Raw genomic sequence first — 25,996 nt, 5'->3', positions numbered from 1 at the left:
TATTGGAACTGTTTAGATAAAAATAGTGTTACAAGTAAAGACAAAGATAGGCGGTCTGACCAACTGAGCGAACGTCAAATGTGTTATCTTTTTCAACAACAAATTCATCACCCGCATTGTACGTAGCCCATTCCGATGCACCTGGTAATTTCACTTCAAGGCAACCGGAGGTAACCGACATAATCTCTTTCGTAGATGTACCAAAGGCGTAATCACCTGCCGCCATCACACCGATAGTAGCCGGGCCTTTGTCTGTTTCAAATGCGATGGATTTTACTTTTCCATCGAAGTATTCATTGGTTTTAAACATCTGTGACTCCCATCAATAGTTGCAGCACTGTAAAACACTATGCCCTCAGTTCAAGCGCCCGTGTTCATCTATACGTCGATTACACCCTTCCAACCAAAGGCCAGCATCAAAGCCAGCATCGGTGCACCGGAAGCAATTTTTCCTTCAGCCAACAACTCCAAACTAGTTTCACGTGAAACCCAACGCGTGCGAATATCTTCCTGCTCAGCATCGCAGCCGCCACCAACACCAGCCTGCTTACCTTTATCTACCAGGCCAAAAAACAGATCGATACGCTCAGAGCAAGCACCAGGGGTCGTATAATAACGACCTAAAAATGTGACCTGAGCAGGAATATAACCGGATTCTTCTGCTGCTTCGCGAATCACGGCCTGCTCAGCAGTTTCACCTTGATCTACCATGCCTGCAACAATTTCTGTCAACCATGGATTATCATCGCGCGCAGCAGGGCCAATACGAAACTGCTCCAATAATAGCACCTCATCCTGTTTGGGATCATATAATAGAATGGCTGCAGCATCGCCACGCTCCATGTTTTCGCGTTTTATTTGCAATGAGCCCCCATCAAATCGATCATGCTCAACCAGATATTCATCCATGCCAAAAAAACCCTGATATACCCGATCTTTTTTGAGTATTTTATAATCCATGCCGAACCTCCACACTGATAATCCTTCCCGCACACTATCCATCAATGATACAGTAAGCCGCATGAAGATTCTGGTTGTTGAAGATGAAGAACGGGTAGCCCACTTTATTCAGAAAGGTTTAAAGGAAGAAGGACATGCTGTTGACGTCTCTTATGATGGCGAAGATGGTGAATTTTTAGGCTCAGTCAATGATTATGATTTGATCATTCTTGACCTTATGCTGCCTAAGAAAAATGGTATTGTGGTCTGTCGTGAACTGCGCGCCGGCGGAGTATCTACGCCCGTATTGATGCTGACTGCACGCGATTCTGTCGAGGATAAAGTACGCGGTCTTGATGCTGGTGCTGATGATTATTTGCCCAAACCATTTGCCTTTGAAGAGCTGCTTGCACGCGTTCGCGCTCTGTTGCGTCGTCAGTCCGACAACAAATCTCCAGTACTCAGCATGGCCGACCTGTCACTTGATCCCATCAGTCGCCGGGTAACACGAAATGATAATCCTATTCGCCTGACCACCAAAGAATATGCGTTGTTGGAATACCTATTGCGTAATCCCAATAAAGTCTTGTCTCGCACCCTGATTGGTGAGCATGTATGGGATATGAATTTCGATCCGGAAAGTAATGTTATTGATGTGTATGTCAGTCATTTGCGCTCTAAAATTGATAAAGGTCATGAAATATCGCTGCTACACACCTTGCGTGGTCAGGGGTATCTGCTTAGCGATAATTCTCCACCAACCTAACCGGATTCATCACATTGTTTCTGAATCATTATTCATCCACGCAAAGCAGCAACCGTTTTGACAAGTAATCCTATGAGCATACTTCACTGGTTACGTTCTAATGTTTTCCGTACCTTTCGTGGTCGCTTGGCCATGCTCTACATTACCTTAGAACTCAGTATTTTATTGTTTACAGCAGTTGTACTGTACAATGTATTATCCAACCGTATTTATCATGAAGTAGATGAACAGTTGATGACTCAGGCAGGTTCTCTGGTTGATGAACTGGAGCGTTCCCCTTTTTATTTCTGGTCAGGTCATTTGGGTACCTATGCAGATCATTTTCAAGGTCCGGTTCAACTGGTAGGTGCAAACGGACTAATCCTTTTTAGCGCTAACCTCTCGCTGATTGATAAAGGCGGCAACGATGTAAGCCGGGCACTTGCGCATACCTTTAGCGACGGCACCCCCTCTTTTGCTTCAACAAAATCTCTGTTGAATAAAGCAAATATCCGCGTTATCGCATTTCCCGTTCATAAGGGTGGGCGAGTCACGGCAACACTGTTACTTGGTCATAGTACAGCCGATATTCGCTCCTTTTTTAATATTTTGTATGTTGTAGGTGGAATTCTTGGTCTGATTTCTATCATTATCAGTGCCGTAGCTGGTTATTACATGGCCAAACGGGCCTTGGAACCCATTCAGGAAATCACCACCACCGCACGTGGTGTCGCAGCAGGGGATCTATCCAGACGCCTAAAGTCCAAATCTCAGGATAAAGAGATTCAAATTCTTGTGCGTGTTTTGAATAAGATGTTCGGTGATCTCGAGACAAGTTTTAAAGCCCAGAAGCGCTTTACCGCCGACGCCTCACATGAATTACGCCTACCACTCACCATTTTAAAGGGTGAAATTGAAGTCGCTTTGCGCCACCCTCGCAGCGAAGAGGAATACCAACAAATTTTGCAACAACAACTTGGTACAATTGATCGCATTCAACGCATTGTGAATGATCTGCTCACACTAGCACGGGCTGAAGCAGGCCAATTTGAATTGGTGCAGACATCGGTAGATCTGTCACTTTTATTGCAGGAAGTGGGACAACAACACCTGATTCTATTCGACTCTCAGCACATTAATCTTGATATGCAAATCGAAGATGATCTCATTATGATGGGCGAGGAAAATCAAATTGAGCGCACCGTGATGAATTTACTCTCTAATGCGTTTAAACATGCCCCGGAAAAATCGAGCATTTTTCTCTCCGCCAGGTCGGAAGGAAATTCAGCCATTATTTGTATCCGCGATGAAGGTCCCGGGATTGCAGAAAAACAACAGAAGCAACTGTTTGATCGTTTTTACCGTGCTGATGATGCGCGCTGCCGTAAAGATGGTGAAGGTGCTGGTTTGGGATTGGCAATTTGCAAGCGCATTGTCGATGCCCACGATGGTGATATTTGGGTGGATAGCAAACTCGGTGAGGGCGCAGCATTCTATATACGCCTGCCCTTATCCGGTACTGCCCTGAATCTAAATCATCAGAATCGACTGAATGATATTCTCACCAAAACACACCCTGTCGTTTAAAAATTAGCATACTTATCGTCTGACTAACTTATAAAGCTCTGTTTTTTTCTTCAAATTTCCAGCAACACTCTCAGCAGCAACACCTGCAATAAAGGTTAAGCCTTTTCTACTTTTTGTCGCATTGCCCATCAATGTATCAAAGTTTTTATAAAAATAACGTCGATCTTCAACCTGAATATGGCTGATATAACCTACTTCAAGCGTATAATGTGAAAGATCATCCTTATCATATCCAACATTATATACGTTCGATGACAGTAAGGTTCGATCATGGATTGAATACAAATCAGCGGCTAGCACCATTCCCGGTCGATACGGTTTATATGGTGAACCAGATGCATAACCAAAACGTTTAATATCTACCCTTAACAAGGCATCAATATGTTTGCCACCAACATCTTGTTTACGATATTTTTTTTGTGCTTCCCAGTAGGTCATATCCAAATCAACCACACGATATCCCAAACGCCGCAAGCGATATTTAATACCTTTGCGCATCTTGGTTATCGCAACATGAAGTAATGCTGGGTTTGCATCTTGATATTTAATCCGTTTGGTTTCGCGCACCACTTGCTGTATCACCTTGGCGCTTACCCCAATAATGGCATAAATCGGGTTATCCCGGCGAATATCAATGCGCTTACTGACCTCAAACTTAGGTAAACCAATGGTACGAAGGGTATTGTTCTGACTCTGCTCCAGTGCAACGGGTTTACTATGGATGCCCGCACATGATGTGAGCACTACCAAAGCCACCAGACTCAACACTTGTGCCATTTTCCAACGAAACTGGCACCATATACGTTCCAAAAACATCAAACCTCCAACACACTTTCAAGCCTTATTCATTCGGTCGTGAGTATCGGTTCTGCTAATGTTTGTAATGTGATATAAATCACATAAAGGTGAGTAAATTATTGTTTTAAAAAGTAATTCTATTTCAGATAGATCAATTTATGATAACCAGATCACGCTACGACCATCAATTTTAAAACCCTGTTCAACCATACGTGTGAGTGTCTTCGGATAGAGTTGATGTTCTTCTTTCTGAATGCGTACATGCAGACTTTCGCGGGTATCATGATCGAGAACCGGCACTATGGCTTGTGCTAAAATTGAACCGCCATCGAGGACTTCATCCACCAGGTGCACAGTACATCCTGAAACTTTTACTCCATAAGAAAGTGCATCTTCAACCGCCCTGGCTCCTGCAAAAGAGGGTAGTATAGAAGGATGGATATTAATAATACGTTGTGGAAAACGGCGTACGAAAAAAGAGGAGAGAATGCGCATATAACCGGCCAGTACAATCCACTGACATCCATGATGATCAATCAAGTCAGCGCATGCCGCATCAAATTGAGCACGATCCTGATAATCTTTCGGATTCATCCAGACGACATGCGCCACACCGGCAGCGCGAGCAATCTGCAATGCTTCTGCATCCGCTTTATCAGAAATCACCAGGCGTACATCTACGGGACATGCTCCGGCTGCGACTGATTCAAGAATTACTTTGAGGTTACTACCGCGACCTGATGCCATCACCGCAATTGCTTTTTTTGAATTCATACATCACCCATCATTATCATTGATAATGCAAACTCTTAATCATCAGCAACAGAAAGCAAGCAGACGATCCAATTACCCTTTGTACTGTTACGAATGGTGGTCATTGGTGACATGAACAACACTGTCGCCATCATTCACAATAGCCGAAAATGCACTTAAAACCAACCGAGATCAAAAAAGAGGGCGCTTACACAAAGCACCCTCTTGTTATGAATATCAGGAGAACAAATTAATCGATCAAGGTAACGGCTTCACCATCGCGAGCATGGACATGACCAATACGATAGGTGGTTTCACCCGCTTCTTTCAACACAGCTTCCACTTTTTCTGCTTCCTTCTCAGGCAGCACAACAGCAAAACCAATCCCCATATTGAAGGTACGGTAGCGCTCATCACGCGCTACATCCGCAAAACCAAGCAGATATTCAAAGACTGGTGGCACAGCCCACGCACTTACATCAATCGTTACCGCCAGGTCATCACTCAACAGACGTTCGAAATTATCAAACATGCCACCACCGGTGATGTGTGAAAAACCGTGTATATCGGCATCAGATTTCATCAATGCATTCACAGCAGGTACATATAGACGAGTAGGGGCTAAAACGCCTTCTACGGCCTTACGGCCATCAGATAGCACATCATTGAGTAAATCGGCTTCACCAAGCTCCAGTAGCTTGCGAACCATCGAGAAACCATTTGAATGCGGACCATTAGAAGCCACACCGACAATAATGTCACCAGCTGTAATCTTGCTACCATCCACCATTTTCGGTTTATCAACTACACCAACACAGAAACCACCGATATCATAATGGCCCGGTGCATACATACCCGGCATTTCAGCGGTTTCACCACCCACCAGAGAGCATTCGCATGTATTACATGCGTCGGCGATGCCTTCAACCACACCGGCTAATGTTTCACCAGCCAGTTTACCCGTCGCCAGGTAATCGAGGAAAAACAGTGGGGTAGCACCAAGTGCAGCCAGATCATTAACACACATCGCTACAGCATCAATACCGGCAACATGTGGTTTATCATATTCCTGCAGCAGTAATAATTTGGTGCCCACACCATCAGTACCCGAAACCAAAACAGGCTCTTCCATATCCGAAAAATCAGGTTTAAACAGACCACCAAAACCACCAAGGCCGGATAAGACTTCCGGACGCATGGTGCTGTTTACCGCCTTTTTAATTCTGCCAACAAAGGCATTTCCTGCATCAATATCCACACCGCAATCGGCATAACTTAAACTCTTCTTATCAGTCACAATGAAATCCTTTATTACTACTTTATACGTCTAGATTGCGTACTTTGAGCGCATTGTCTTGAATGAATTTACGACGTGGTTCAACCGCATCACCCATCAAGGTAGAAAATGCTTCATCGGCATTCACTACATCTTCCAGTGTTACCTGCAAAAAGGTACGCACTTTAGGATCCATGGTGGTTTCCCATAGTTGTTCCGGATCCATTTCACCCAAACCTTTATAGCGCTGAATGTTCAAACCTTTACGGCCTTCTGATTCAATCAGAGCAGCCACATCATCAAAGTGTGAAACAGGCCAAACCTTATCACCATGTGTCAGCTGAGCACCTTCTTCAACAAGCCCTTGCAACGAGACACACAGTTTCTGTGCTTCAGCAAATTCTGCCGTACCTACCAGATCTTTGTCCAAGCGAGAAATCATCACCCGGCCATGATCACGACGTTGGAACTGAACCCAAAAACTACCATCTTCTGCATTTTCCATAATTTTCCAGCTCAATGTTTCATCTTCGCGTGTGAGTTTATTAAACGCTATAGATAGTGCATCCATACGTTCTGCTAACATCTCACGATCACGCATCATCGAAATACTGGTTTTACCACTTTCAATCAAAAATTTCAGTACGCTCGCATCAATGCGCTGAGATAAACGGCTCTGCAGACGCTGCAAGCGGTTAATACTACGCACCGTAGTTTGCAAACGCTCGCCTGACATCGCTGTTGCAGTTTTGTTGGAAAAATATTCTTTAGATTCACTGCCATACTCAAGTAAGAACTCGAATAACTCATCATCATTGGCAATATAACGGGCTTTTTTACCACGTGTAACCCGGTATAGAGGTGGCTGGGCAATATAGAGATGTCCGCGTTCGATCACTTCAGGCATCTGACGATAAAAGAAGGTCAACAGCAGCGTTAAAATATGCGATCCATCTACATCCGCATCGGTCATGATGACAATTTTATGATAACGCAACTTGGCAATATCAAAATCATCTTTACCAATACCGGTTCCCAAGGCAGTAATCATCGTACCAATTTCCTGCGAGGATAACATTTTATCAAAACGGGCTTTTTCTACATTTAAAATTTTACCTTTCAGCGGTAAAATAGCCTGTGCTTTACGATCACGTCCCTGCTTGGCTGAACCGCCAGCAGAATCCCCTTCCACCAGATAAATTTCGGATAAAGCCGGATCTTTTTCCTGACAATCTGCCAGTTTACCCGGTAAGTGGGATATATCGAGAACGCCTTTTCGACGGGTTAAGTCACGTGCTTTGCGTGCCGCATCACGTGCAATGGATGCTTCAGCCACTTTACCGACAATCTTTATTGCTTCTTTTGGATTCTCTTCAAACCATTCAGCCAGTTTTTCATTCACAATACTTTCCACAATCGGGCGTACTTCGGATGAAACCAGTTTATCTTTGGTCTGCGATGAAAACTTTGGATCAGGTACTTTCACAGAAAGAACTGCCGTTAAACCTTCACGACAATCTTCACCAGTGAGGCTCACTTTAAGCTTTTTGCTCAGGCCACTGGCATTAGCATAGTTATTCACCGTGCGTGTTAACGCACCACGTAAACCAGCCATATGAGAACCACCATCTTTTTGCGGGATATTATTAGTAAAACAGAAAATATGTTCCTGATACGAATCAGTCCATTGCATAGATAGCTCAACGGTCACATCATCTTTCTCAGAAATCATCGTCACACATTCAGCGTGCAGCGGAATACGTGCACGGTTCAAATGTGTTACAAAGGCAGAAATACCTCCCTCATATTCAAACACGACCTTATTATCTGTACGCTCATCGATGACCTCAATATGTACCCCTGAATTCAAAAAAGAGAGTTCACGCAGGCGTGATGAGAGGATATCAAAGGACATATTGCGATGCGAAAAAATATCCAGGCTGGGAAGGAAACGCACCTCAGTTCCAGTTCCGGTTGCATCACCAATCACTTTCAAAGGATCAACAGCATTGCCCATTTCATATTTTTGATAATGCACATGCCCTTCGCGACGAATCACCAACTCCAATGATTCAGACAGTGCATTCACCACCGAAATACCCACACCATGCAGGCCACCGGATACTTTATAGGAATTATCATCAAATTTACCACCAGCATGCAGTACGGTCATAATTACTTCAGCTGCAGATCGATTTTCCTCCGTGTGCATTCCAACTGGAATACCACGGCCATTATCACGTACCGTCACCGAATCATCAGAATGAACGATGACTTCAATTTTATCACAATGACCAGCTAGTGCTTCATCAATAGAGTTATCCACTGCTTCAAACACCATATGGTGTAAACCGGTACCATCATCCGTATCACCAATGTACATACCGGGACGTTTGCGCACTGCATCAAGACCACGCAAGACCTTGATACTGTCTGCACTGTATGCCGTCTGTTCTAGTTGCGACTCATCTGAAGCGCTCATGCTGCTTCCTCCATTACTCTTTTACTCGTAAACGGTTCATCCACCACACAGGTCGCTAAACCCTGGGATGTTAAACGTTGAATATTGATACCCAATTCTGGCGACACATACACACCATCCGGTGCTGTCATTAAAATTTGTGCAGGGCTTTTCTGCAAACGTTTAAACAGCCTTAATTGGCGTTGTTGATCCAATGATTCCAAACAATCATCCAATAATACTACCGGAATCAAGCGCCTATGTGTTGCCCACAAAGCGCACTCTGCCATTTTTATCGCTATAGCTGCCAGCTTTTGCTGGCCACGCGAGCCTGCACTACGAATCTCACGCTGATGAAAAGAGATATTCACCACATCTACATGTGGCCCAAAACGTAAACTACCAAGCTTGGCATCATCCATCCGTTTTTCTTTCAAACGCGCAAGCCATGCCTCTTTTGTATATTCAGGCATCTGCATGGACAAACTAATCTCGTCTTCTGTCAGTTCTTTTTCATGCACCAACAGCGCGTTCAGCTCTTCCAGGATCGTAGCCCGTGCCTGCACAATAGGCATACCATAGTGCACAATCTGCTGTTCCCAGACATCCAACTCATCAGAAAAGTTTTTTCTACGCAATAAACGACCACGCTGCATCACTGCTCGCAAATAACGTTCATAATGTGTGCGCATCTGCTGATAGCAAATCATAATCAACGCATCGAGCCAGCGTCTGCGCTCACCCGGTGCACCATCAATGATTTTTCTTCCCTGTGGTGCATCCACCAGTACTGGAAATGATTCACTGACATCTTTGCGACGCTGAATTTCACGCCCCTGCAAACGCACAGATGTTTGTCCCTGTCTACCCGCCACGCTCAAATGCATAGGCCCAAAACGATGCCATTGACCATGAACCATAAAACGTTTCTGACTATGTTGAACCAATAATGGACTACGTGACTGACGAAATGAACGTCCGTGTGCCATCAAACTGATTGATTCCAACAGTGTTGTTTTACCACTACCATTACCACCAATAATTAAATTCAGACCAGCGGTCACTACCCATTCCAATTCATCATGGCAACGCAAATGACTGACTTTCACGCGATGTAAAGTCAGCGGTGTTGCCCATTGAAAATTATCAGGGGAAGAATGCACTCAGATATTTACCCATATCATCATCGTAATAAGCGAACTAAATCCGCATTGGCATAATAACATACCTGGATTGCTGATGCTCATCACTGGAAATAAGAATAGGGGATAACTCATCTTTCAATGCGATGGACACAGAGGGAGATTTAATCGCACTCAATGTATCACGTAAATATTTACCATTAAAACCTACCGCAACTTCCGAACCATTATAATCTGCTGCAATATGCTCTTCCGCTTCTTCCTGTTCGGTATTATGTGCTGATACATCAATTCCCTGCTCAGAAAACACCAGACGGATATCATGGGTAAACTCATTGGCAACAATCATACTACGACGCAACACCTGATCAAAAGGGGTTCGTTCAACGACTGCTTTTGATGGGTTATCAACAGGAATCACATCCTGATAAACAGGGAAGCGTGCATCAATCAATTTTGAAACCAATACATTTGAACCCGCTTTCACCTTGATTTGACGTTCACCAAGAGAGAGTTCTATTTGCTCCTCACAATGATCACACAATTTACTTAAATCAATCACTGCTTTCCTTGGCACAATGCAGGTTTTCTTTTCAGAGGTCTGTTCTAATCGGATTTCAGATAGTGCTAATCGATGCCCATCTGTTGTCACTAATCGCAACATTTGTTGTTCATCAATTTCAAACAGTGTACCCGTAAGATACTTTCTTGTTTCATCTGTGGACATGGCAAAACTGGTAGCAGAAATCATATCACGCATGGTATCGCTAGATAATGAAATGGATGCTTCATTAGATTCTTCAGAAATAGATGGAAATTCACCTGCAGCAAGTGAAGCGACTCTGAAACGAGAGCGACCACTGCGAATCGCTATAAATCCATCACCTGTTTCTAAGCTAACATCCTCTTCAGGATCCAGCTCTTTAATAATTTCAAATAATTTACGTGCAGATACAGTTATTGATCCTTCGGCTTTCACATCGGCAGTAGATTGACTACGTAAACCAACTTCCAGGTCAGTAGCGGTAATCGATAGTAAGTTATCTTTCGCCTCTAATAAAAGATTAGCAAGAATTGGAATAGTATGACGTCTTTCAACAATGCTCTGACAATGCTGTACAGACTGTAATAAAGACGCTCTGGTTATGGTTAAATGCATACCTACTTCCTTTTTCTCTTATTTATTAAAGAAATTAGTCATCATCATAGGGCCTGTGGACGAAGTGGATAAGTCGTAAAAGCCTTACTCTGCTTAATAAATAAGTTTTTGTGATGTGGACACATACTATAAATTACTGTGGACAGTATGTGAATCGTTGATTATATCGATCGCTAGCTTATCGTTTTCGCGACTTATACTCAATCAATCCACAACTGTTCAGGGGTATTGTGCACAGGATATGCGTGCTTATGGAGAGGAAAAAATAAAACTGAGTTTTAGATTCATTGGATGAACACAGAAATAAAGAAAAAAATCCTGCTACCCATTGAATTAGTTTTTTAAACAGACTGTGCAGAAGAACTCATACCATCTACTAAAAAGATGAAAAAAGTTTGTTTTTACATCAATATTGATGATAAATAGTATATTTTATGCGTATAAAGTACTGGGTTTTATTGTCTGGGTTATGAGTTAAATAATGAAGTGTGAGGCTCTTTGGATGAATGAAGACTTTATTACATTCGAATAGCAGAATAAGTCTGCTTATGAACTAGTAAATAACCTAGATCTAAAGAAACGAAATCAAAAACTCTTTCTAGTGGTCTTTATAATAATGATTACCTAGTTATTAAGTGTCTATTTTCTATCAATATCTGACAAAAAATATTAAAGCAGTTAAAGGCGTTGTTCATAAAAACTCATCTGGATCTAATGATAAAAGGTTATATGACTATAAAAATGGAATCAGGAGAAACTGTTAGATATAAAATCCCTAGAGCATCATTAGTTAAGATCGGAGATACGGTTCTAGTATCTCAATACATATTTAGATAAATAAATTATTCGCCAAAATACTAACGGCCGATTTTAGTCTTCGATTCAATTGGTTATTGGTTTTTTTAATCGTTTTATTTATGAATTAATTCATGCTTTAGTATATTTTTCATTATTATATATTTATATCTCCCAGGATGAATCATCTGCTTGTTGAAGTTTCTGTATGTTTTCAATTATTTTATAGCTAGCAAGTTAGCAGTTATATTTGTAGTGCCCAGTTATTGCTCTACTCTTTTAGATACCCATATTTATAAAAAAATTAGTAGTAGTCATAGGGCCTGTGAACAAGGTGTATAAGTGATAAAAGCTTTAGCCTGTTTCATAATTTTTCTTAAAATATGTGAACAGATACTCCGGTTTTCTGTGGATAATATGTGAATGGTTGATTGTGTTGTTTGTGAAATTGTCATGGATGCCAGTTATAACCATCTTGTCCACAGGTGATGAGGGGTAGTATGCACATGATTTACATGGGGCTAAAAATCATAAATAGGTAGTTTTTTGTCAGTTATTATGAATATATTATCACCAGATAATCTTATTGGAGGCGATCAGGAAAGAGGTGTTTTTTCAGAAACATACTTAAAAGAAAACGATGGATGTGACGCAGGAACTATTCCTGTGACAAGAACCGTTTCGCTATTATTGATGTAGGAGTGCAGTGCCAAGCCGTTATTCAGGGCACTTCTGATGGTTTATTGTTTGAGTAGATTGATGATCCTGTTCATTTCTTCATTGAAATCATCAGATTCATCGCGCATTTTTTTTATCTTACGTACAGCATGCAGTACCGTGGTGTGATCTCTTCCACCAAAGTTCCTGCCTATTTCTGGTAGTGACATGGTAGTAAGCTCTTTTGTGGCATACATAGCCACCTGGCGAGGGTAGGCGATGTTTTTACTGCGTTTACTTGAAGACATTTCTCTGATGTTGATATTGAAATAGGAGGCAACCTTCTTTTGAATATCTTCAATATTCACAGAACGTACTTCTTCATGCAGTAGATCACGCAAGACATGACGGGCAAAGGTAAGATCAATAACACGTCCTGTTAAAGTAGAGTGCGCAGTCAATCGGGTTAATGCCCCCTCTAATTCACGTACGTTATTGGTAATGCGAGCTGCGAGCAGGTGGCCGACATCTTTATCCAGTGTTACTCCGGCCAGTTCAGCTTTACTGGAAAGAATAGCTAAGCGAGTTTCAAGATCAGGTGCCTGAATATCAGCAACCAGACCCCAGTTAAAGCGGGAGCGCAGACGTTCCATAAGATTGGTGAGTTCACGCGGGCTTCTATCCGAGGTTAAAATAATCTGTTTTTTCACTTCATAGAGTGCATTGAAGGTGTGGAAAAACTCTTCCTGAGTCTTCTCTTTACCGGCAATGAACTGGATATCATCAATAATGAGTACATCAACCTGACGATACTGGTTTCTAAATTGTTCAGATGTACCGTTACGAATGGCTTGAATCAGTTCGTTGGTAAAGCGTTCACCTGTGCGATAGGCAATTTTTGTAATGCCGCGATCAATTAAACAGTTGGCAACAGCATTAATAAGATGGGTTTTACCGAGACCAACACCACCATAGAGATAGAGTGGATTATAAATCTCGCCAGGATTATCTGCCACAGCATGGCTGGCGGCATGACAAAATTCATTGCCGGAACCAACTACGAAGTTGGCAAAGGTAAAACGAGGGTCAATAAAACCATCAACAAGAGATGCCGGAGAAGCAGGTTCTTCATTCTTATCGCTTTGTACTGAATGACTGGCCAATGAAGCATCCACTTCATAGCTGATGGTGACAGGAGATCCGGCTAAGTCACAGGCAATTTCAGTAATGCGTTGCCCATAATTGGATTTTAAACCATCAACAAAAAACCGACTGGGAACTTTTATGGTCAGTTTATGATCGCTGTAATGGGCTGAAAGAGAATGAATCCACGCATCAAACCGCGCCGCAGGAATCTCACTCTGCAGTTGGTCTGAAATGTGTTGCCAGAAGGAATCGTTCGAAATATGGGACATCGGCTGAATAATACATGCATCATTGTGATCATCCACATTAATAAATATTTACGGATTAAAAAATTGTGTTCTTGACACTATGTTTGTGGCATTTATTATGCGCGACCCTTTTTAAGTAGGGAAACAGGAGTAAGACCATGAGCTTTACATATAAACCCAGCCGCATCCGCCGCGCCCGCCGTCATGGCTTCCGTGCACGTATGGCAACACGTTCAGGCCGCGCCTTGATTAATCGTCGCAGAGCTAAAGGTCGCGTTCGTCTTTCAACCTGATTTCGGTTGATTCATTAAATGAATCAACGGTTTACCAAGTCGTTTAGATTATTATCCAAAGCTGATTTTGCAGGTATGCGTAAAGGCAGACGAATCAGCTATGGTGCTATTCGCTTGGTTTACCTGGATAATAAACTTGGTTTTTCACGTTTAGGTTTGGCTGTATCTCGAAAATATGGCAATGCAGTGCAGCGTAATCGTTTTAAAAGACAGTTGCGTGATACATTTCGTACCGGCGACTATCACCAGATGAGTGTCGATGTATTGGCAATTCCGATGCAGGGCGCAGAAAAAATATTGCACCCAGCCCATGATTTTCAGATGGCGCTGGGTAAAATACAGCGTTCATGAGCATGCTAGTGAAGATGCTTCGCCAACTTACCCAGCGCTCTATTCTATTGCTGGTTCGTTTTTATCAATTGTTTATTTCACCCGTTATTCCTCCGCATTGTGCGCATACACCAACATGCTCGAATTATATGGTGGAAGCGATTCAGAAGCATGGGGCAGGACGCGGTGTGTGGTTTGGTGTGAAACGTTTATTACGTTGCCATCCTTTTTCAAAAGGCGGTTATGATCCAGTTCCATAATGTAATAACAGTGTAATGGAAATGTGATGAGATCCGAGAATCAAGGTTAAGAAGAGTTTTAGGGAGAAGAAGCATGGAACAACGGAATTTAATTCTGGCAATGGCATTATCAATGATTGTGCTCTTGGGATGGGGAGTGATCTTTCCTGATGAGAAGAAGGTCGCTGTAACTGAACCAACACAATCGATTACAACTGATATTGTAGAGCGAAGTGTTGAAACCAGTTCTGATGAACTTGCACTTCCACCATTGAATAGTGATGCTGTACCTGTTTCAAATACTCAACCTGTTTCCGATATTGTTGATGATGCTTCTACCGGTCAAACATTTGAAATCAGTAATGATCTGATGCGTTTGACAGTGAATGATAAAGGGTGGTTAACACAAGCTCTGTTAAGTGATTACCTTGAATCGTTGGAGCCAGGTGCTGGAAATGTTGCTGCTTTGACCATTGCAGCTGATGGTGGACACTCTGTTTATGTGAATGCCGGTGTATTGAATAGAAGCCTGGAACAGCCATTCACAGTTGCTGAACAGACCGAAAGATCTATTCGCTTGCATGCAACTTTGGATGATGGTCATGTTTGGCAACGTCAGGTTACGCTGGTTCCCGGTTCTTATATTATTCAGATTGAAGACCGCATTGTTGATGGCGCGGGCATGAAGGTATATCGCCAAGTTGTTGAGCGCTTTCCAGACAAAAAACTCAATACATTTTATGAGCATATGGGGCCAACAGCGCTCTTTAATGGCAAGTTGATTGAGCCTGATTATGATGATCTGGACGAAGTTGGTTCTCAGCGCATGGCTTCACTGGGTGGTTGGACAGCGATCATGAATCGTTATTTCATAGCTGCTTTGATCTCTAACCCTGAGCAAAACTATCCGTATTATTTTAAAGGTGATGGTCGATCTTATCAGGCTGGCTTGATTGATGATGGAATAGTGGAAGGAAAAGACGCTGTTTTTACCTCTAATCTGTATGTTGGACCTAAAGCCACTCCAATTCTTGAAGCGGCAGGCTCTGAACTAGAGCGTTCTGTTGATTTTGGCTGGTTCTCACCGATTTCTAAGCCGATGCATAATTTCCTTGGCTGGATTTATGACTATATCCCTAACTTCGGATTTTGTATCATTATTTTGGTAATTCTTATCAAAACCATCTTCTTTTATCCTACTCAAAAATCCTATGAGTCCATGGCAGCGATGCGTAAGTTATCGCCGGAAATGGCACGTATTAAGGACCTGTATGGTGATGACCGCCAACGCGTGAGTAAGGAAGTAATGGAGTTGTATAAGAAACATAAGGTGAACCCGCTCGGCGGTTGTTTGCCAATTATTATTCAAATCCCAGTATTCTTTGCTTTGTATAAAGTACTGCTAATGTCGATTGAAATGCGTCAGGCGCCGTTTATTGGTTGGATTACAGATATGTCTGTACAGGATCCGTTCTTTGTATTGCCTGTATTGATGGGTATTTCCATGTACATTCAACAGAAACTAAACCCTCAGCCACCAGATCCAATTCAGGCTAAAGTGATGCAGTTCTTACCACCGATGTTTACAGTGATGTTCTTGTTCTTCCCTGCTGGTCTTGTTCTGTACTGGGTTGTGAATAACTGTTTGGCTATTGTTCAGCAGCGTTGGGTGATGAAGAGGATGAATGTCGATTAATCGGCTAGTTTTCTCTCATGACCTTGTAAAAAGTCCATTTGTAGGCTTTTTATGCAGTCATCGGCTATGAGTCATCAAGCTCAAAGCAGGCAGACAACGATAGCTGCAATTGCTACGCCTGCCGGTCGTGGTGGTGTTGGAATAGTGCGTATTTCGGGCCCGAATGCGCTGCCTATCATTCAGCAAATTAGTACATTAAAAGAGCCATTAGAACCCAGACTTGCAACATTCACCTATTGGCTTGATCAACAAGGTGATGTTCTGGATCACGGCTTAGTCGTTTATTTTCAACATCCGCATTCGTATACGGGTGAGGATGTTGTTGAAATTCAGGGGCATGGTAGCCCTGTATTATTACGTGCACTGCTAGAACGGTTGTATCAATTGGGTTGTTGTCCAGCTGAACCGGGTGAATTTACTCGCAGGGCCGTTGAAAATGGTAAAATTAATTTATCCCAAGCGGAGGCCGTGGCTGCCTGTATTGATGCAGCTACAGTAAGAGCAGGAAAACAGGCTCAGCGTCAGCTGCAAGGTGCTTTTGGGCAACATATTGAAGATCTGATGCAGAAGTTGACCGGGGAAGTTGCACACCTGGAAGCTAGTCTCGATTTTCCAGAAGAAGAAATTCCGGATCGTTTTTTTGAACAGATTGCCAAACAGTTGCAAGAGAATGTGCTTGATCCAATCAAGGCCTTGCTGGCAACGGCCACTTTGGGTGAGCGTCTATTTGATGGAGCTGTAGTTGCTATTATAGGGGCTCCTAATGTTGGCAAGTCGAGTCTGCTTAATGCTTTATCAGGACGTGATAGAGCTATTGTGAGTGATATACCCGGCACTACCCGCGATGTGCTTGAGATTGATTTTGAGGTGCATGGCATTCCTGTTCGGCTTGCCGATACGGCTGGATTGAGAGTGAGTGATGACCTTGTTGAGCAGGAGGGTGTTCGGCGGGCTAAATTAACCGCAAAACATGCTGATGCTACTATCCTTGTTGCTGATGCTTCCAGGCCTGAAACATGGGAAATATCTGATGAAGTGGATATTTATCTCATGAATAAAATTGATTTAGTGCATGATGACATTCCAGACCGTTTTATGCATGTAAGCATTAAACAAGACGGTAATCTCGAATCATTAACTGATGCGCTTGCCTTGCAATTGGGAGACACCCATTTGGCGGATGATGGTCTGTTGGTTACACGGGAACGTCACAGGCTTATTTTACAGCAGACGGTAGCTCATTTACAGATGGGGCTGGATACACTTCATCATGAAGAACATATGGATTTAACGGCCATGGAGTGGCGACGAGCTTGGAGCCTGCTAGGTAGCATTCTTGGTATTGGTGATGTTGAGTATATTTTAGATCGCGTATTTTCAGAGTTTTGTATCGGAAAATAGTACACCATATTTTTCAAATATTGAGCAGAGACTTGCGATATCATTCATCAAATATCCCTTTTCCTTGAATGTTAGTTGTGTTTTAAGGCATAATGGCCATCCTTTTTGTTAGTAATCACGAGGGAATGGGGAAAAGTCTAAGATAATTCATTCTAACTACCTGTTTTTAAAGAACTTATTTGGAGAGATTATGTCAACTAAATATCCAGTTATTTCTGTTACCGGTTCTTCCGGCGCAGGTACAAGCACTGCTAAAATTGCTTTAGAGCATATCTTTAGACGTGAGCAGGTTACCCCTGCAATCATCGAAGGCGATTGTTTCCATAAATTTGACCGCATGGAATTCCGCGCTAAAGCGAAAGAATTTGAAGCGGCGGGTAAACGTCTTAGTCACTTCTCTGATGAATCTAATTTATTCGATAAAATTGCTGAGTTGTTTGACTCTTATCAGCGCACTGGTCGTGGATATGCACGTACGTATGTGCATGATGATGAAGAAGCGAAGATATACGGCGTTGATGCTGGTAAATTTACCGATTGGCGTGAAGTAGGTGAAGGGTCTGACTTGTTGTTCTATGAAGGACTTCATGGTGGTGTAGAAGAAGTGCGTCCTTATGTTGATCTAATGTTGGGTGTAGTACCTGTTGTGAATCTGGAATGGATTCAGAAAATTCATCGTGATACGGCTATGCGTGGTTATTCTCAGGAAGCCGTTGTGGATAATATTCTTTCCCGTATGCATGACTATATACATTTCATTACGCCTCAATTCACCAATACTGATATTAACTTCCAGCGTGTTCCTTTAGTGGATACTTCTAACCCATTCATTGCTCGCGATGTGCCAACACCAGATGAGAGCTTGATGGTAATTAGGGTGCGTAAACCAGAAAAATGGGGTCTTGATTTCCCATGGTTGATGGCGATGTTGAATGGTTCTTTTATGTCTCGTCGTAACACACTGGTTGTTCCTTCATCTAAATTCTCATTAGCGATGGAGTTGATTCTTTCTCCAATTGTTCATGAATTACTGGAAGCTAAACGCAAAAACAGATGAAAAACGACAGATAATTCTGTTTGTTTTATGAAAGGGTAGCCAATGGCTACCCTTTTTATTTGCTAGTCATTCAGCCAAGCCTTATCGTTGTCGGCAAGAAATTAGAATTCTACATAGGGCGATTTTGATCAGCCTTGGTTGTTTTGCAATCTTAGCTGTGTGGTATTAATGGAGATTTGTTTCACGTGAAACACCCTGATGACGTTGATGTGATTGTTGTAGGCGCTGGCCATGCCGGTTGTGAAGCAGCATGGAGTGCTGCCGGCCGTGGTGCACAGGTGCGCCTGATTAGCCAAAACCTTGATACGATTGCAAAAATGTCATGCAATCCGGCTATTGGTGGCATTGGTAAAGGGCACCTTGTTCATGAGGTTGATGCGCTTTCAGGTTTAATGGGGATTGCTGCAGATAAAGCAGCATTGCAGTACCGGGTATTGAACCGGAAAAAAGGTCCTGCTGTTCAGGCGACTAGAGCGCAATGTGACAGGACGATTTATCACATGGTCATGCGAGGGCTGCTGGATCAGCATCCAAACATACATTTGCATCAGGGTACTATTTCCGAGTTGTTGTTTGAAGGGGATAAGGTTTGTGGTGTCGTCGATGAATTTGCAGTTCGTCATATGGCAAGAGCAGTAGTGTTAACAACCGGCACATTTCTTGGTGGATTGATACATGTTGGAAATAAAACGATTCCGGCGGGACGTGCTGGCGATTCTGCAGTGCATGGTTTGACTGATGAATTATATCAGAGGGAACTGAAACTTGGGCGTCTGAAAACAGGGACTCCTCCCCGGTTGGATAAAAAAAGCATTCGCTGGGATGATCTGTTATCACAACCCGGTGAAGTGGATATGTTGCCTTTTTCAACAAAGCATAGTGCAGTAATACAGGACCAGGTTCCATGTGCCATCACCAGAACGAGTGAAGCAGGGCATGATATTATACGTGCAAACCTACAACACTCTCCAATGTATTCTGGCAAAATTGAAAGCACTGGACCGCGCTATTGTCCAAGCATTGAAGATAAAGTTGTGCGATTTGCAGATAAAAATAGTCATCAGATATTTCTTGAACCAGAAGGAAGAAATCATAATGAGGTGTACCCAAATGGCATTTCAACTTCCTTGCCTGTCGATGTTCAGTGGAAATTTATTCGTAGTATAGAGGGTTTGGAACAAGCAATTATTATTCGCCCAGGCTATGCCATTGAATATGATTATGTAGACCCAACTGAATTGAAGCCAACATTTGAGACGAAAAAAGTCTCTGGTCTGTTTCATGCAGGGCAAATCAATGGCACAACTGGTTATGAAGAAGCTGCTGCACAAGGCGTTCTGGCGGGCATCAATGCGGCAGCTCGTGCTAACGATCTAGAGTCGTGGGTGCCTAATCGCTCAGAAGCATATATCGGCGTGATGGTAGATGATCTGGTTACAAAGGGAATTACTGAGCCCTACCGTATGTTTACCTCGCGTGCAGAGTTCAGGCTTCAATTGCGGGAAGATAATGCATTCTTACGATTGGGTGATGCGGCAATCCAACTTGGTTTGTACGATTTGGACCGCATTCGTAAATATGAAATGAGTAAGGAGCGGTTGGCAACGGGCTTAGAAATTGCCCGCTCCACAACAATCGGCACCGGTGTTGCATGGAAAGAGAAATTATCGGAACTGGATCTGCCGTCACCATCGCAACCGATGAGTGTTGTAGCTTATGCGCATCGTTCGGATGTGAAACCTTTGCAGGCTATAAAATTGCTTGATGGTTATCAGGATCTAGATAATCGTGAAGTGAAGACATTATTATCACTTATTCATTATGATGGTTACCTCGATAAACAACAGGATGAAGTTGATCGATTCCGTTTGCTGGAGGGTATGTCTATACCCGAAGGCGTGGATTACAGCGCAATAAAAGGTATTAGTATTGAATGTGCTCAGCGTTTGACTGCTGGTGAACCAAGAACACTTGGACATGCGTCACGCATGACTGGCATTACTCCGGCAGCGATTAGTAGTTTAATGTTGTATTTGAGGAAGAGTCGAAATGCCTGATTTATGTGATGCTTATGTTCAAGAGGTGCTCAAGTTCCGATTGGCTCTGAATTTAACATCAGTAAAAGATGGAGATATTTTCCATGCTAGATTCATTCGTCCTTCACTGGCGATGGTGGATATGATGCCTGATCAAGGACGAGTGCTGGATGTCGGTAGTGGTATGGGGGTGCCTGGGATTCCACTGTTGGCGGCTAAGCCAGGACTCACTGGTGTGTTGGTGGAGCGTAGAAAAAAACGTGCCGAATTTTTGAGGCATGTGGTAAGAAAATTGAAATTGAATGCAGAAGTGTATGATGCTGATATTAATGACTTACCATCACTGAACATTGATGTGTGTGTGGCGCGAGCTGTTGCTGACGAGGCGATGCTTCTAAAAATGTTCACCGGTCATGTAAATGATGGGGCAATTGCTGTACTGCCCGTACCCCGAGCTCACCCTCCTGTTCATGTAGAGGGTTGGGAAATGACAGCTGAATATTCAGTGAATGTAGATAATTGGACAGATGAAAATCAATTGATTCGCTGTTATCGGTTTTGTTGAAATGACAGGGAGGTTTCACGTGAAACATCAAGGAATGGGGCCGGTTACTGCCATTGCAAATCAGAAGGGGGGAGTAGGTAAAACTACAACCAGTATCAATTTGGCTGCATCACTTGCAGCCCTTGATCATCGGGTTCTACTTATAGATTTAGATCCTCAAGGTAACACAACTTCTGGGCTTGGAACGGATCAAAGTAATGTAACTACAGGTACCTATGATGTGTTGATGGGTGATGCTGTATTGAGTGAAAGTATTATTCAAACAGAGTGTGAACGCCTGTGGCTATTACCTGCTAGCATGGATTTGGCTGGTGCTGAGATTGAGTTGGTTAATGAAATGGCCCGAGAGTCTCGCTTGAATGAGGCTTTTTCTTCCTACCAAGGCGAACCATTTGATTATGTCTTTATTGATTGCCCACCTGCATTGAGCTTGTTAACAGTAAATGCTTTAACAGCAGCAGATGAAGTAATGGTCACGTTGCAGACAGAGTTTTATGCAATGGAAGGACTTACTCAGTTATTGGATTCCATTCGTCGTGTACGGCAGGCATTGAATAAGGCTTTGAGTATTGAAGGAGTGCTGTTAACGATGGTGGATCGTCGCAACAAACTGTCCATGCTAGTCGAGCAGGATGTCAGAGAGTATTTCGGCTCTCAGGTCTATAACGAAGTCATTCCGAGAAATGTACGTTTGTCTGAAGCGCCGAGTTATGGTGTTCCTGTGATGTATCATGATGTGCGTTCAAAAGGTGCGCAGGCCTATTTGTCTGTTGCGCGTGAATTTATTCATCGCAGAAAAGTAGTGACCTGATTAAAGAATGGTTTGAGTGGAGGAGGGGATTATGGCAGTGATCAAAAATCGTGGGCTGGGGCGTGGCCTGAATGCGCTATTGGGAGATACACCTACACCTGAAGTGATGCGACAGTCTTCACAAATTCTGATATCAAAAATTCAACCCAATAGTTATCAACCGAGAACAAATTTCTCTTCTGATGAGCTGAATTTATTAACGGATTCAATTAGACGGGATGGTGTATTGATGCCGGTTTTATTGCGTCCTCTGGGTGATGGGTATGAACTGATTGCGGGTGAACGCCGTTGGAGAGCATCACAGGCAGCTGGTCTTACAGAGATTCCAGCCGTTGTTCGACATGTTAGTGATCTGCAAGCATTAGAATTAGCGATTGTTGAAAATGAACAACGTGATGATTTAACTTCCATTGAATCTGCTGCTGCATACCAGCGCTTGATCAGTGAATTTGGTTGTACGCAGCAACAAGTTGCTGAAAAAGTTGGAGTGTCTCGAGTTCAGGTCAGTAACTTGATTCGTCTGCTACAACTCTCTGACCTTATACAGACTATGATCGGCTTACGTCAGTTAAGTATGGGGCAGGCCCGTCCATTGGTGGGCTTGCCAACAGACACGGCAGAGCGTCTCGCGCGCATGTGTGTTGATCATGGTTGGAGTGCTCGCCAAATGGAGCAAGAGGCAAAAAAAGCAGCCAAAGCACCGACAATAACAAAAGAAAAAGTAGTGGATGCTGATGTAATAGCATTGCAGGAAGAGTTGACCCGAACACTAGGATTACCTATACAGATTTGTTGCAAGAAGAATGGAGCTGGTGAAATGCGTATTGCTTACACCCAGGCTGCTGAACTTGATGGTGTGTTAAGAAGACTGCGCTCAGAATAGTCTCGAAAAGAATGAATAGAAAATTACCAGGGGTTTCGTATGCGGGTAAATGGTAAGTCGTGCCGAGCTGTGTGTTGGCATGGAGAATCGGAATCTGTTGAGTGGATTGAACAACGATTATTGCCGCATCAATTTAAGCAAGTTAGTAGTCGTAAACCGGAAGATGTGGCTATTGCCATTGAATCCATGCAAGTGCGTGGCGCACCATCAATTGGAGCGACTGCAGCTTATGGCTTGGCGCTGGCTTGGCAGGAAGATGAACAAGGATTCTTCACGCATTGGTTACCACGTTTTCGTGCAACACGTCCGACAGCGATCAATCTTTTTCATGCCTGTGACACCATGCAAAACTGTGCTGAAGAGAGTCCGACTGCTGCTCAAATGATAGAACGCGCTCAGGCCTATGCCGATGCAGAGGTGGCTGCAAATCAGCGCATGGGTCAAACGATGGCTGACCTGTTGGCAGTAGGTGAGCGCCGTATTCTCACCCATTGTAATGCCGGATGGCTCGCGGCTGTTGATTGGGGCACTGCAACATCAGGTATTTATCAGTTGGCGAAAGCGGGAGAGAGCCCATTCGTCTGGGTGGATGAAACGAGACCGCGCCTGCAAGGTGCGCGTTTGACTGCCTGGGAATTAAATCAGGAAGGTATTGATTGTCGCATTCAGGCTGATGGAGCGGCGGCGTGGATGATGGCACAGGGTAAGGTGGATGCGATCGTTGTTGGTGCAGATCGCATTGCGGCTAATGGCGATGTAGCCAATAAGATTGGCACCTATGCATTGTCACTGGCAGCGAAAGAACATGGTGTACCGATGTATGTTGCAGCACCAAGTTCAACCTTTGATACAGCCTGTCTAACGGGAAAAGATATTCCGATTGAACAACGTGATGATGATGAGATCTGTCGCATGGATGGAATGAACGAAGCAGGAGAGTTGCACGATGTCCGGATTGCGGCTGCCGGTGTGCGAGCTAATAACCCCGCATTTGATGTCACACCCAGTGCCAACCTTACAGGTATTGTAAGCGAGAACGGTCTCTGGTCAGTTTGATAAGATCCTGATTCATGGCATCCTGCCAAGAATCAGTTCGCAATTTATGTGGTCGGATTGGCAGCCCATCCATAAGCTGAATGGAAACGCTGATTAAAACAGCGCTTCCTTAAATGCCAGATGATGAATATTGATATGGAGTACTCATGAAGCGTACAGCAATTTATCCAGGCACCTTTGATCCGATTACATTGGGTCATGTTGATGTGGCTAGACGCGGATTGAAAATGTTTGATCGTGTAGTGATCGGTGTTGCCGATAATCCGGGTAAGGGTCCGATGTTCGATGTTGAGACACGATTGAAGATGGTGCGCGAAACATTTAAGGATGAGGAGCATGTCGAGGCCGTACGATTCTCTGGTCTGTTGGTTGATCTGGCCCATGAACATCAGGGCACAGCGCTACTGCGCGGTCTGCGAGCAGCATCCGATTTTGAATATGAGTTTCAGATGGCAACGATGAATCGCCGACTCGATGAGCGCATCGAAACAGTATTTGTCATGGCTCGTGAAGATTACACCTTCGTCTCATCCCGATTCATCCGAGAGATTTCTAGTATGGGTGGCGATGTTTCCGAATTGGTTCCACCTGTAGTGATTCCATACCTGGCCAAAAACCATGAATAATGTTTTGAGCGGAAATTTATAGCCAAGACGGTAAGAAAAGTTTTTATCCTGTGGGAGTCAGTCCCTATATCATACTTGTTGTATAATTTAATTTTTCCAGCTTGGAGCAATTTCAAAGCGTCGAAAATATCAAAGTCAGGTTCCGACTACTCAAGTTTATTTAACGTTATTTTTATAGGTTGTGGAAACTTCCAGGATTTTTCTGCATATACTTGTTTACCATTAATAAGCTCATCCCGGATAGTCGATAACAAGGCAAAAATAAGCGCCGCCTTACTTTGTTGAAGTAAGCTAGATTTACGATTAAATATTATTGATAATTGACCTAGGACACCTATTACCACTACTAGTGATAAAATTATCTTATAAAAAGATACTACAATACCAATGATCACACTGCGGTTGTATTTGATACTTAAGTACGTCGTGGCAGTGCATAAAAAAATAATCACGATCCATTCAATATACCAGACACTTTGTTGAACCATTGATAAGTTTTGATAATTCACTTCGCTTCCTGGTTCCTGCATAGATACCAGAGATGAAAGTCCAAAAAAAAGAACTAGCCATGGTGAAAAGGATAGCCAAAAATCTTTTTTGTCTAAATACATCACGATTTGATCGCGTACTGTTGCAATCAGAATGACTAGACTCAACACAAGGCTCGACAAAAGAACCGTCCAACTTACGATTTCAATCCAAGTAATCATAGTTTTCCTTTTGATGCGAAATTCAAAATTACCTGCCTCTAACTATTTCATATATATATCTATAAACAGTAAGAGAAACGCTAGTGAGTTGAGTCTTGGTGTAGGAAATGTCTCATGAGCTAGACGTTTATTTTATGGAATCTCAATAGTCGATAGTTGAGTTACTGCACAATAAAGTCAAGGGCTATACATAATCAGTAAGCTTGTTAAAGATTCTATTTTAGCAATGGAATGAAGGATAAGGATAGACAAATGAATTAATACTTCCAACGAGAGCAAGTTGCTCGACATTGGCATGATTAAAAAAGTAAACTTATGGAGAAAGCGTGTGCATTCATCATCTGTAAGCTAAGAAATTGTTATAAATTAAGTGTTGGTATGAGAGTGAAAGTAGGGGCTTAATGCATAATCAGATGGGTGAGATGATAAGAAATCAGAGAAAAAGTGAATAATTATTTAATATCAATAGTTTATGCTTGTTATCATAAGAGGTGAGTAGATTTAGAGTGCGCAAAACCATATAAATATAGTTCGTGTTATCTCTCGAAAAGCAGAGCTATATGACGGAAAGAATAGCCATTTTTAAT

24 protein-coding genes are annotated in these 25,996 nt (G+C 42.9%); 14 read left to right on the top strand and 10 right to left on the bottom strand.

Going from position 1 to position 25,996, the window contains the following annotated elements; all coding sequences use genetic code 11:
- Positions 1-28 precede the first annotated feature (28 nt).
- Positions 29-310 carry a pyrimidine/purine nucleoside phosphorylase gene (locus D8Y20_RS02725; protein ID WP_121541506.1) on the bottom strand — a complete coding sequence of 94 codons (282 nt, stop codon included), beginning with the start codon at positions 308-310 and terminating at the stop codon, positions 29-31.
- A gap of 68 nt (positions 311-378) precedes the next feature.
- Entirely contained in the window at positions 379-960 is a 582-nt protein-coding gene (locus D8Y20_RS02720; RefSeq protein ID WP_121541505.1) for an NUDIX domain-containing protein, read from the bottom strand.
- Between the two features lie 61 nt (positions 961-1,021).
- Between D8Y20_RS02720 and D8Y20_RS02715 the strand changes: the two genes are divergently transcribed.
- Complete coding sequence (locus D8Y20_RS02715) at positions 1,022-1,705, top strand: response regulator transcription factor (RefSeq protein ID WP_121541595.1); 684 nt, start codon at positions 1,022-1,024, stop codon at positions 1,703-1,705.
- Positions 1,706-1,777: 72 nt separating this feature from the next.
- Positions 1,778-3,271, top strand: a complete 1,494-nt coding sequence (locus D8Y20_RS02710; RefSeq protein WP_121541504.1) for a cell wall metabolism sensor histidine kinase WalK — start codon at positions 1,778-1,780, stop codon at positions 3,269-3,271.
- A 12-nt stretch (positions 3,272-3,283) separates the two neighbouring features.
- Here the strand turns inward: D8Y20_RS02710 and D8Y20_RS02705 are convergent, their stop codons facing one another.
- The 7 genes from D8Y20_RS02705 to dnaA form a co-directional block, all read right to left on the bottom strand.
- Entirely contained in the window at positions 3,284-4,087 is an 804-nt protein-coding gene (locus tag D8Y20_RS02705) for a hypothetical protein (RefSeq protein WP_236075209.1), read from the bottom strand.
- A 138-nt stretch (positions 4,088-4,225) separates the two neighbouring features.
- On the bottom strand, positions 4,226-4,843 hold the full coding sequence (purN, locus tag D8Y20_RS02700) for a phosphoribosylglycinamide formyltransferase (protein WP_236075208.1): 618 nt from the start codon (positions 4,841-4,843) through the stop codon (positions 4,226-4,228).
- A gap of 229 nt (positions 4,844-5,072) precedes the next feature.
- Positions 5,073-6,119 carry a phosphoribosylformylglycinamidine cyclo-ligase gene (gene purM / locus D8Y20_RS02695; protein WP_161957560.1) on the bottom strand — a complete coding sequence of 349 codons (1,047 nt, stop codon included), beginning with the start codon at positions 6,117-6,119 and terminating at the stop codon, positions 5,073-5,075.
- Positions 6,120-6,141: 22 nt separating this feature from the next.
- Positions 6,142-8,580: a DNA topoisomerase (ATP-hydrolyzing) subunit B gene (gyrB, locus tag D8Y20_RS02690; RefSeq protein WP_121541502.1), complete on the bottom strand. Its 2,439-nt coding sequence runs from the start codon at positions 8,578-8,580 to the stop codon at positions 6,142-6,144.
- The gene (locus D8Y20_RS02685) at positions 8,577-9,668 is read right to left on the bottom strand and encodes a DNA replication/repair protein RecF (protein WP_236075207.1); all 1,092 of its coding nucleotides are present in this window, start codon (positions 9,666-9,668) and stop codon (positions 8,577-8,579) included. Before D8Y20_RS02685 ends, gyrB begins: the two co-directional genes overlap by 4 nt.
- A gap of 91 nt (positions 9,669-9,759) precedes the next feature.
- Complete coding sequence (gene dnaN / locus D8Y20_RS02680) at positions 9,760-10,860, bottom strand: DNA polymerase III subunit beta (RefSeq protein ID WP_121541500.1); 1,101 nt, start codon at positions 10,858-10,860, stop codon at positions 9,760-9,762.
- A gap of 1,535 nt (positions 10,861-12,395) precedes the next feature.
- Positions 12,396-13,727, bottom strand: a complete 1,332-nt coding sequence (gene dnaA / locus D8Y20_RS02675; protein ID WP_121541499.1) for a chromosomal replication initiator protein DnaA — start codon at positions 13,725-13,727, stop codon at positions 12,396-12,398.
- Positions 13,728-13,864: 137 nt separating this feature from the next.
- On the opposite strand from dnaA, the gene rpmH reads away from it, so the two are divergent.
- The 12 genes from rpmH to coaD all read left to right on the top strand — a co-directional run bounded on the left by rpmH (position 13,865) and on the right by coaD (position 24,699).
- A complete protein-coding gene (gene rpmH, locus D8Y20_RS02670) occupies positions 13,865-13,999 on the top strand; it encodes a 50S ribosomal protein L34 (RefSeq protein WP_121541498.1) in 135 nt (44 codons plus the stop codon).
- Between the two features lie 18 nt (positions 14,000-14,017).
- Entirely contained in the window at positions 14,018-14,350 is a 333-nt protein-coding gene (gene rnpA, locus D8Y20_RS02665) for a ribonuclease P protein component (RefSeq protein WP_121541497.1), read from the top strand.
- 14 nt (positions 14,351-14,364) lie between these two features.
- Positions 14,365-14,589 (top strand): membrane protein insertion efficiency factor YidD, encoded by a 225-nt coding sequence (gene yidD / locus D8Y20_RS02660; RefSeq protein WP_121541592.1) that lies wholly within the window; start codon positions 14,365-14,367, stop codon positions 14,587-14,589.
- Positions 14,590-14,662: 73 nt separating this feature from the next.
- On the top strand, positions 14,663-16,264 hold the full coding sequence (gene yidC / locus D8Y20_RS02655; protein ID WP_121541496.1) for a membrane protein insertase YidC: 1,602 nt from the start codon (positions 14,663-14,665) through the stop codon (positions 16,262-16,264).
- A gap of 66 nt (positions 16,265-16,330) precedes the next feature.
- Positions 16,331-17,665 carry a tRNA uridine-5-carboxymethylaminomethyl(34) synthesis GTPase MnmE gene (mnmE, locus tag D8Y20_RS02650; protein WP_121541495.1) on the top strand — a complete coding sequence of 445 codons (1,335 nt, stop codon included), beginning with the start codon at positions 16,331-16,333 and terminating at the stop codon, positions 17,663-17,665.
- A 190-nt stretch (positions 17,666-17,855) separates the two neighbouring features.
- Positions 17,856-18,722, top strand: coding sequence for a phosphoribulokinase (locus D8Y20_RS02645; RefSeq protein WP_121541494.1), 867 nt, complete (start codon positions 17,856-17,858; stop codon positions 18,720-18,722).
- A 185-nt stretch (positions 18,723-18,907) separates the two neighbouring features.
- On the top strand, positions 18,908-20,779 hold the full coding sequence (mnmG, locus tag D8Y20_RS02640) for a tRNA uridine-5-carboxymethylaminomethyl(34) synthesis enzyme MnmG (protein ID WP_236075206.1): 1,872 nt from the start codon (positions 18,908-18,910) through the stop codon (positions 20,777-20,779).
- Positions 20,772-21,323, top strand: coding sequence for a 16S rRNA (guanine(527)-N(7))-methyltransferase RsmG (locus tag D8Y20_RS02635; RefSeq protein ID WP_121541492.1), 552 nt, complete (start codon positions 20,772-20,774; stop codon positions 21,321-21,323). The genes mnmG and D8Y20_RS02635 overlap by 8 nt, the downstream gene beginning before the upstream one ends.
- 19 nt (positions 21,324-21,342) lie before the next feature.
- Positions 21,343-22,134, top strand: coding sequence for a ParA family protein (locus tag D8Y20_RS02630; RefSeq protein ID WP_121541491.1), 792 nt, complete (start codon positions 21,343-21,345; stop codon positions 22,132-22,134).
- A 31-nt stretch (positions 22,135-22,165) separates the two neighbouring features.
- Positions 22,166-23,017, top strand: a complete 852-nt coding sequence (locus D8Y20_RS02625) for a ParB/RepB/Spo0J family partition protein (protein ID WP_121541490.1) — start codon at positions 22,166-22,168, stop codon at positions 23,015-23,017.
- Positions 23,018-23,056: 39 nt separating this feature from the next.
- Positions 23,057-24,073, top strand: a complete 1,017-nt coding sequence (mtnA, locus tag D8Y20_RS02620; protein WP_121541489.1) for an S-methyl-5-thioribose-1-phosphate isomerase — start codon at positions 23,057-23,059, stop codon at positions 24,071-24,073.
- A gap of 146 nt (positions 24,074-24,219) precedes the next feature.
- Positions 24,220-24,699 (top strand): pantetheine-phosphate adenylyltransferase, encoded by a 480-nt coding sequence (coaD, locus tag D8Y20_RS02615; RefSeq protein WP_121541488.1) that lies wholly within the window; start codon positions 24,220-24,222, stop codon positions 24,697-24,699.
- Positions 24,700-24,845: 146 nt separating this feature from the next.
- On the opposite strand, the gene D8Y20_RS02610 is transcribed toward coaD, so the two are convergent.
- The gene (locus D8Y20_RS02610; RefSeq protein WP_121541487.1) at positions 24,846-25,409 is read right to left on the bottom strand and encodes a hypothetical protein; all 564 of its coding nucleotides are present in this window, start codon (positions 25,407-25,409) and stop codon (positions 24,846-24,848) included.
- Between the last annotated feature and the right edge of the window lie 587 nt (positions 25,410-25,996).

This window comes from Mariprofundus sp. EBB-1 (assembly GCF_003665155.1).
Classification (GTDB): Bacteria; Pseudomonadota; Zetaproteobacteria; order Mariprofundales; family Mariprofundaceae; genus Mariprofundus.
This window is presented reverse-complemented; position numbering and strand designations above follow the sequence as displayed.

What these genes read in the sequence shown, in the direction of transcription:
- D8Y20_RS02625 (WP_121541490.1), top strand. Translation starts at nt 22,166, where the DNA reads ATGGCAGTGATCAAAAATCGTGGGCTGGGGCGTGGCCTGAATGCGCTA.
- D8Y20_RS02705 (WP_236075209.1), bottom strand. Translation starts at nt 4,087, where the DNA reads ATGTTTTTGGAACGTATATGGTGCCAGTTTCGTTGGAAAATGGCACAA.
- rpmH (WP_121541498.1), top strand. Translation starts at nt 13,865, where the DNA reads ATGAGCTTTACATATAAACCCAGCCGCATCCGCCGCGCCCGCCGTCAT.
- mnmE (WP_121541495.1), top strand. Translation starts at nt 16,331, where the DNA reads ATGAGTCATCAAGCTCAAAGCAGGCAGACAACGATAGCTGCAATTGCT.
- dnaA (WP_121541499.1), bottom strand. Translation starts at nt 13,727, where the DNA reads ATGTCCCATATTTCGAACGATTCCTTCTGGCAACACATTTCAGACCAA.
- rnpA (WP_121541497.1), top strand. Translation starts at nt 14,018, where the DNA reads ATGAATCAACGGTTTACCAAGTCGTTTAGATTATTATCCAAAGCTGAT.
- mtnA (WP_121541489.1), top strand. Translation starts at nt 23,057, where the DNA reads ATGCGGGTAAATGGTAAGTCGTGCCGAGCTGTGTGTTGGCATGGAGAA.
- D8Y20_RS02725 (WP_121541506.1), bottom strand. Translation starts at nt 310, where the DNA reads ATGTTTAAAACCAATGAATACTTCGATGGAAAAGTAAAATCCATCGCA.
- purN (WP_236075208.1), bottom strand. Translation starts at nt 4,843, where the DNA reads ATGAATTCAAAAAAAGCAATTGCGGTGATGGCATCAGGTCGCGGTAGT.
- D8Y20_RS02710 (WP_121541504.1), top strand. Translation starts at nt 1,778, where the DNA reads ATGAGCATACTTCACTGGTTACGTTCTAATGTTTTCCGTACCTTTCGT.
- yidC (WP_121541496.1), top strand. Translation starts at nt 14,663, where the DNA reads ATGGAACAACGGAATTTAATTCTGGCAATGGCATTATCAATGATTGTG.
- D8Y20_RS02720 (WP_121541505.1), bottom strand. Translation starts at nt 960, where the DNA reads ATGGATTATAAAATACTCAAAAAAGATCGGGTATATCAGGGTTTTTTT.
- gyrB (WP_121541502.1), bottom strand. Translation starts at nt 8,580, where the DNA reads ATGAGCGCTTCAGATGAGTCGCAACTAGAACAGACGGCATACAGTGCA.
- D8Y20_RS02635 (WP_121541492.1), top strand. Translation starts at nt 20,772, where the DNA reads ATGCCTGATTTATGTGATGCTTATGTTCAAGAGGTGCTCAAGTTCCGA.
- dnaN (WP_121541500.1), bottom strand. Translation starts at nt 10,860, where the DNA reads ATGCATTTAACCATAACCAGAGCGTCTTTATTACAGTCTGTACAGCAT.
- coaD (WP_121541488.1), top strand. Translation starts at nt 24,220, where the DNA reads ATGAAGCGTACAGCAATTTATCCAGGCACCTTTGATCCGATTACATTG.
- D8Y20_RS02610 (WP_121541487.1), bottom strand. Translation starts at nt 25,409, where the DNA reads ATGATTACTTGGATTGAAATCGTAAGTTGGACGGTTCTTTTGTCGAGC.
- D8Y20_RS02715 (WP_121541595.1), top strand. Translation starts at nt 1,022, where the DNA reads ATGAAGATTCTGGTTGTTGAAGATGAAGAACGGGTAGCCCACTTTATT.
- yidD (WP_121541592.1), top strand. Translation starts at nt 14,365, where the DNA reads ATGCTTCGCCAACTTACCCAGCGCTCTATTCTATTGCTGGTTCGTTTT.
- D8Y20_RS02645 (WP_121541494.1), top strand. Translation starts at nt 17,856, where the DNA reads ATGTCAACTAAATATCCAGTTATTTCTGTTACCGGTTCTTCCGGCGCA.